The sequence below is a fragment of the Nocardia sp. NPDC006982 genome (assembly GCF_042869435.1).
Taxonomy (GTDB): domain Bacteria; phylum Actinomycetota; class Actinomycetes; order Mycobacteriales; family Mycobacteriaceae; genus Nocardia.
The window spans coordinates 1-6,532 of sequence record NZ_JBIAFV010000057.1; the positions used below are offsets into that span (position 1 = coordinate 1).

Below are 6,532 nucleotides of genomic sequence, written 5' to 3' on the forward strand. Positions count from 1 at the left end.
TACCCGATGTTGCCCACCGGCCGCTGATCAGCCACCGGAAACCAATCCGAACCCGACTACGCCGGGCCGAAGGCCCGGCGAAAGATCGAGGCTAGGCGCCAGCGACTGTCGTTGCCCCAGTCCGCTTTTCGGGCAGCGGCGGACGTTTCCGTCAGCCATGGCGGCATTGATGGCGCGCCTGCTCGGGACACAAGGTCCGGATGTCGCTCGGCGTCAGCATCATTGCGGGCCATCAGTTGATTCACGCCAAGGAAATGGGTGGCCATCCGATACCTCCAATTCGGCGAGTGCTGTGCGAATACGGGTCCGTCCAGGCCGCTCGGTCCGGGTCGTTGTCTGATCGGGCATCCCAAGACGATGTGACATGGTGGGTGGGCGGTGGCGGGGCCACAGCGGCCATGAGTGCAACTCCCGAAATCTGTGGCGAGTGGTTCTCCCGCCAGCGAGGACATCGCCGTCGGCCTGCTGCCGGGAGTTGATAGAGCATTCGGCGCGTGCGGGCCGTACCCTGTAGCCAACCGTCCGCAGCGGTCACCGGCCAGAGCATCCGCTGTGCACTAATGAGGCGTGAAAGAGGCATTGCCCCGCTGAGCTTGGGTGTTACACGGGGGCGGAAGGCGGTAAGGGATGGCGGTTGCCGGGCGCGGGGCGCGCCGTGCGTTCGCGCAGCGCCGTAAGGCGCAGGGATTCACCCAGGAGTCTTTAGCTGCCTGCCTGGAGGTAGAGCGGTCAACTGTGGTCCGCTGGGAGGCTGGCAAGAGCCAGCCTCAAGCGGGGCTGTGGCCGAAACTTGCTGCAACGCTGCAAGTTACGCCGGAGCAACTTACGGACTTACTCGCCGAAGGCTCGATTGGTGCGGTCACCCACTCGCCGCGGCAGCCACCTACGGTGACGACCAACCCGGCGGCGACACAGTCTTAGATAACTCAAGCAGTGGCTCGCACGATGGCAGTATGTTTCATTTGCGGCGGGTGCTTATGGGATGCATTCCAGATATACCGCCAGGCACGCAGATAGAGCTCACGGCTGCGGTAGCGCGTGCATGGGACTTGTTTTTTGCGGCTCGCTTCGGCGAAATGGAACGGATGCTTCCTACTGTCTTAGCAAGCGCGTATAGCGCTGCTGAGGCGACGAGGGGTGAGCCAGGGCGTCAGGTCAATATTTCGCTTGCTCAACTATTGCACGCGTCATCAAATCTTCTGGGCTACGTCGCTCAGGAAGACTTGGCCGCCTTGGCGCTCCTCCGTGCAGATGTATTAGCAGCAGAAAGCGGAGACGATCTGTCACAAGCCGCGATTAAGGGATCACGTTCATGGCTGTTGGCGAAAAAAGGCTTGTATGACGATGCAGCCGCGTATGCCGATCAAGCAGCTACCGACATTGAACCACGTTTGTCTACAGCCACCCCGCGCCATATCTCCATTTGGGGAGAACTTCTGTGCTACGCCGCATTCGCGGCGTCTCGAACGGGGGACTACCGGGAGGCACGGCGATATTTGCGGTTATGCGAATCGGCCGGGACGCAGCTAGAAGACGACTACGTCGGCAGACCTGAGGCGTCGAATGTGTTCGGTCGCACCTCGGCCGCGAGTTTCGGTGTTATCAACGAGACTGGGGCGAATCGGCCGCGTGAAGCTCTGAAACTTGCCGCTGTTGTCAGTGGCAGTGGTACCGGAATTCCGCCCACGCTGCGCAGCCGCAGGCTCATCAACGTTGCACAAGCCCGGATTCACAATCGAGACTATGCGGGAGCCGTGGATACGCTTCGTCATGCGTGCTCTATGGCACCAGAATTCGTTGGTCACATACCCCTGGCCCACACGCTGACCAATGAGCTACTGACCCGTCGAGGTACGCAACGGCTGGATGGGCTTGTCGGCGTCGCCAAACACCTCGGCGTATCCGTCCAACCCGTAGGAATCCGACATTGAATGTTAACCCTGCTGCGTTTACTATCTTGTGCTTCGGTGACTCCAACACCTTCGGCCAACGCTCCGAAGGGCACGCCCGATGGCCAGCCGACGTGCGCTGGACCGGTCGACTACAGCAACTTCTGGGTACCGGATACGCCATTATTGAGGAAGGTCTCGGCGGTCGTACCACCGACTTGGACGACCCCGATCGTGATGACCGCAATGGCCGAACCTACTTTCAACCGTGCCTGCGCAGCCACTCGCCACTGGACATGGTGGTCATCATGCTCGGGAACAACGATCTCAAAACCAAGTTCGGTCGAGAAACAGACGCCGTCGCTACCGCGCTCGAGGGTTATATCGACAACATCGAGCGCACTGCTTGGACCCGCAACGGTGGAGTGCCTGCGGTATTGCTGGTGAGTCCGATCCATCTCGATGCCGACCAGCCCGCGTTTGCCGAGCGCAGTTCCGAGTACGATGCCGACTCCGTGCGTAAATCACGCGAACTCGGCGCGGCGATACGCCGCGTCGCTGACAAGCGCAAGGCTTTGTTCGTGGACGCGGCTACCGTCGCGTGTCCGGGAAATGACGGTACGCACCTGAGCCGTGACTCACACGAGCCTCTTTCAAAGCTGATCGCGCAAGAAATCAGGCCAAATATTTAGCCCTCGGCTCCGACTGCCTCACTGCACCCGCCTGCTGGATTCTCGATTGAGAAGACCTCGGCCTGACACCGCAAGGTCTCGACGCGGCGACACTCTGAACGAACTCATTGATGGTTTCCGTCTTAGCCGACAAAGTCTTCCAGGAAAGACGAGCTACTTGGAGACGAGGCCGGACAAGCTTATGGCACTTTTCTGCTGCTTCAAGGACCTCAACACCTGCTGAGCGATCTTCCCGGGCGATCACGAACCGTCGATACCCTGGCCGACCGACTTCCTGTCGTCATTGTCATCGGTTGGCCTCGACGACTCCGATTCGCGGTCTGCCCCTCGCTGCGAGCTCCCCCATCTCGTCGCGCCCACGGGTGCATCAACTTCTGCGCGTGGCATCCACTACACACCCGTCCACGGCTCGCACCCGCTCGTCTGCTGGCGAAATACTCAGCGGTGACGACGAGGCTTTCGGGAATTGCGAGTTGCTGCGTGCGCCGCCGGTGGAGGCGAAGACGACGTGGTCGCGCAGGATCCACACGTCCGAACGCTCTTCCATCTGTCCGGATGCGTCGAGGGTCGTCGCACCGAAGAACGTGAGACGACCGTCAATGATCACCGTGGCATTGGTGAACCGGTAGCCATCCATGGTCAGGCCCGCTTGCACCTGCGCGACGACATTCTCCGACGCCGGGGCGCATCGCGGATCCGACAGAGACATCGGCGCAGCGGCCGGTGTGGTTGCCGGCGCGGTAGGGGCTGAACTGCGCGTTGTACTCGCCGCAGTCGATTCCGACTCTTCCGCACCCAGACCGAGCGCCTTCGAGATGAGCACGACGACGACTATCAGTGCGAACACACTGACAACACTGGTGATCAGAGAGTGCACCACAGCATTGGCTTGCCCGTGTATGCCAAGGCGTTCGTCTGGTTCGATGGGCATGGGAATACCTTTGTGCGATTGACGAATTGAACCGACCCGGTGAGTCCGGAGATCCAGGCCACGGAGCCATACACGGCAACGGTACACATGCGACCACAGAACGGTCCATCGCGGAGAACCGCTTTAAGCAGCCGGATGGCGTGATCCGGATGGTCCTGCGCCCCGGTGCCCGGGTGTCGAATTCACTCGATCTGTATGCAGCGCAGCAGGCAGAACTCGCTCGCTTGGATAAAGAAATAGCAGATCTGTCAGCGATGCCGTGGTCCCAACAGATCGCGGCCAGGCTCGAGTACCTGGAAGCACGCAAGTGCGTGCTGGAGGACCTTGGACGATTTACGGCCGCCCTTGGCCTCCATGGCTATCGCCATAGCGGCGAACATCGGCTCCGTGGCGACATCGATGACGTATGGGTCATCCTCAATCGCACGGCAGTGGCCGTTGAGGGACCTGCCAGGCAGTTGAAGTTCGAGCGACGACGGGGCGTCAACCCCCATCAAACGCAGGCCGACGCCACTGACGCCGAAATTCGCGACGGGGTCGTATCGGACGCGTTGCGAGACTACCTGGCAGGCGGGCCCCAAATCAGCAGTACCGCACGCGAACCGGCGGACAACCCCGATGCCTACCACACCGTGGTGGGACGCCGCGCGCCACTGGACGACCCCCCAAACACGCCTCCGACAACTCAAGCCGCCGAAGCTGCACCCACCGCCAAAAAAACCACCCAGGCGGCCGAACCAGTCAACCTCGATACCGATCGCGGCGACCCCCAGCCCGCGTTGATCGACAGCGAGATCGCACCGACGACCGATTCGCTGCGGGCCCCGGAGCAGTTCGACCAGGGCTGGTCGCCCGAGGAAACGGATCCTGTGCTGCCGCCGGAGTGGGCCGAGGGTTGGGTCGCTGTGGGCGGTGCGCGTCAGCGGGCGGAAGCTGTGTTGCGTGGCCTGGTTGCGGATGCGAATCGGCGTGGGGCAAGTATTGACTGGGATCGCCTGGTGATCGACATCATCCTGGCGCGCGGCAGCCTTGTCGCACCTCGTGGCTATACCGGAGTTGGTAGCGAGGGCGCTGACCTGCTTCTCGGTGAGATTCAGGCCGCTGGCCAGCGGTACTACTGGACGTGGCTATTGCATCGTCGGGTCGAGGAATACCGTTTGGTCGCACAGGATCCCGCCGCAGACACCCATCCGCGTTTCATCAGGCTGACGGCGGTCGCTCGGGACGCCGCCGAATGGGCGATCGCCGACGCCAATGCGCCCGACGGCGCAAAGGCGCGGCAATTACGTGATCAATTCGAACGTGACGAGGTCGAACTGGCGTCGCTCGACCCGTGGCGGCCCCTACCGCCGGGCAACGTCGATGGCCTGGACGGCCTCGGCGAGGGTTTGATCTGGCCGAGCTTCAATCCGTGGGATCGTGCTCCCGGCATCAACGACGTAGACCCAGCTGACAATGACAGCGATCCCGCAATGTGGGGTAGGCGGGACCGCAGCGAGCGGCAATCGGACGACGCGCCAAACCGCGGTTTCCGGATCGAATCTCTGGAAGGCGGACATTCGAGTGAGCCCCAGCCGTTTGAGGTGATGTTCCCGCACGGCGTCGATCACAAGGCCAAAGACTTTGTCCGACAGTATCTCGACGGCAGCACGCCTATTGAAGTGGTGCCAAGCGCCTACGCCGAACAGCGGAATGGCAAGACGGGTTTTGTGGTGGTTTTTCCAGTTGCTGCTTCGAAATTTGACGAGGCGGTCGCGGCTGAACATGTGCCTGCCGATATCTTCGCTACCGGAGATACGATCAACCACACTCACATCGGCGCCGATATTCTCGATAGCTTGGTCGAACCGGATGTGAAACGTGCTGCTATCGAGGCTTCTTACCGCGCGCAAGCGCACCATGTCGACCACTTTTATGTCAATGATCTCGAAGAGCTGACTCACAACGACGGACGTGACGGTGGCGGTGACGTGGAGGTTGTCAGCGAGGCTTATGATTTCAGCGACGGTATCAGCACCATACGGCTTCTCAATTTCTCCTCGAATCGACTCGGTATAGAGCGAATTCGACAAACTGCGAACGTCATTCGATATATGACCGAACGAAGCGGCGGGGAGCTCACCGGTCTTCTGGACACGATTATGATCGTGCCGGAGGAGTCCGCATTGATGCAACGACAGACGACCTTGCCGAACGGCACTACGGCGATGATTCCGAGAAACGGTTTTCGAGGTTGGCGCACGCTGGTGTTGTCCGATCGGATCTTGAAGCCGAACGATCAGCGCATACCAGCCCCACCGCAGTCTGCGGAGTTCTTTGACAAATTCCTCGAGCCCGGTGAGCCCGCAAGCGGTCCCCACCGCCCTCGCAATAAGGTGTCCGTAGAGGAATGGGAAGTTACTCTCGCCCATGAGACCACCCATCTTCTCTTGCCGGAGAACACGCCTGGGCAACGGCTGCCCGGCCCAGCGCCGACGTTGCTCGGCCGGGAAAACAAGGGCGAGCATTTAGCCGAACTCGGTGCCGCAGAATTCGTGGGCGGGGAGCATGCGCTGTCGATACCCGACGACCAATATCGAGTGTTGCATGAGATGTGGGGTCTGCGCACTAAAAAGGCGCCAGTGCTGGGCCCATACTTTATTGTATGCCGACAACTGGATCTGACGAATGGTCCGTTGCCTCGGCGGCCGAGGATTCCGAATCGTCCATTGATAGTTGAGATTACCTATCGGCTTGTCGACGATCGGCAGAGCGAAAGCATCCCGGTCGAGTCGGACCACAGCATGCGAGACCAAGACCGTCCTATCTTCTGAAGTGGTTGGCGTGAGTTCCTCATAGGGTTCAGCTGACTGTCGCCCTGCCAGGGTGATGGGTTCTGGCGCACAAACCGTGATCATTTCGCTGGGGTCTGCTGGTCGACGGTGCGATTCCCCTCATATCGTGGAGGCCGGACCATAAAGGAAAGGCCAGATGGCGGAGAAGAGACGCAAGTTCGATGCGGAGTTCCGTGAAGGAGCGAT

General features: G+C 60.7%; 5 protein-coding genes. 4 read left to right on the forward strand and 1 reads right to left on the reverse strand.

Going from position 1 to position 6,532, the window contains the following annotated elements:
- The first annotated feature begins 627 nt into the window (after positions 1 to 627).
- The 3 genes from ACFYOW_RS49140 to ACFYOW_RS49150 are packed head-to-tail and all read left to right on the forward strand — an operon-like array spanning position 628 to position 2,581.
- Positions 628 to 921: a helix-turn-helix transcriptional regulator gene (locus ACFYOW_RS49140; RefSeq protein ID WP_387299027.1), complete on the forward strand. Its 294-nt coding sequence runs from the start codon at positions 628 to 630 to the stop codon at positions 919 to 921.
- Positions 922 to 953: 32 nt separating this feature from the next.
- The gene (locus tag ACFYOW_RS49145; protein WP_387299029.1) at positions 954 to 1,931 is read left to right on the forward strand and encodes a hypothetical protein; all 978 of its coding nucleotides are present in this window, start codon (positions 954 to 956) and stop codon (positions 1,929 to 1,931) included.
- Positions 1,928 to 2,581 (forward strand): GDSL-type esterase/lipase family protein, encoded by a 654-nt coding sequence (locus ACFYOW_RS49150; protein WP_387299031.1) that lies wholly within the window; start codon positions 1,928 to 1,930, stop codon positions 2,579 to 2,581. The genes ACFYOW_RS49145 and ACFYOW_RS49150 overlap by 4 nt, the downstream gene beginning before the upstream one ends.
- Positions 2,582 to 2,948: 367 nt before the next feature.
- On the opposite strand, the gene ACFYOW_RS49155 is transcribed toward ACFYOW_RS49150, so the two are convergent.
- On the reverse strand, positions 2,949 to 3,512 hold the full coding sequence (locus ACFYOW_RS49155; RefSeq protein ID WP_387299033.1) for a hypothetical protein: 564 nt from the start codon (positions 3,510 to 3,512) through the stop codon (positions 2,949 to 2,951).
- 140 nt (positions 3,513 to 3,652) lie between these two features.
- Here ACFYOW_RS49155 and ACFYOW_RS49160 point away from each other — a divergent pair, with 140 nt between their 5' ends.
- Positions 3,653 to 6,325: a hypothetical protein gene (locus ACFYOW_RS49160; protein WP_387299035.1), complete on the forward strand. Its 2,673-nt coding sequence runs from the start codon at positions 3,653 to 3,655 to the stop codon at positions 6,323 to 6,325.
- Positions 6,326 to 6,532 lie beyond the last annotated feature (207 nt).

Excerpts from the sequence above, each read along its gene's own strand:
- ACFYOW_RS49140 (WP_387299027.1), top strand. The coding sequence starts at position 628 with ATGGCGGTTGCCGGGCGCGGGGCGCGCCGTGCGTTCGCGCAGCGCCGT.
- ACFYOW_RS49145 (WP_387299029.1), top strand. The coding sequence starts at position 954 with ATGTTTCATTTGCGGCGGGTGCTTATGGGATGCATTCCAGATATACCG.
- ACFYOW_RS49155 (WP_387299033.1), bottom strand. The coding sequence starts at position 3,512 with ATGCCCATCGAACCAGACGAACGCCTTGGCATACACGGGCAAGCCAAT.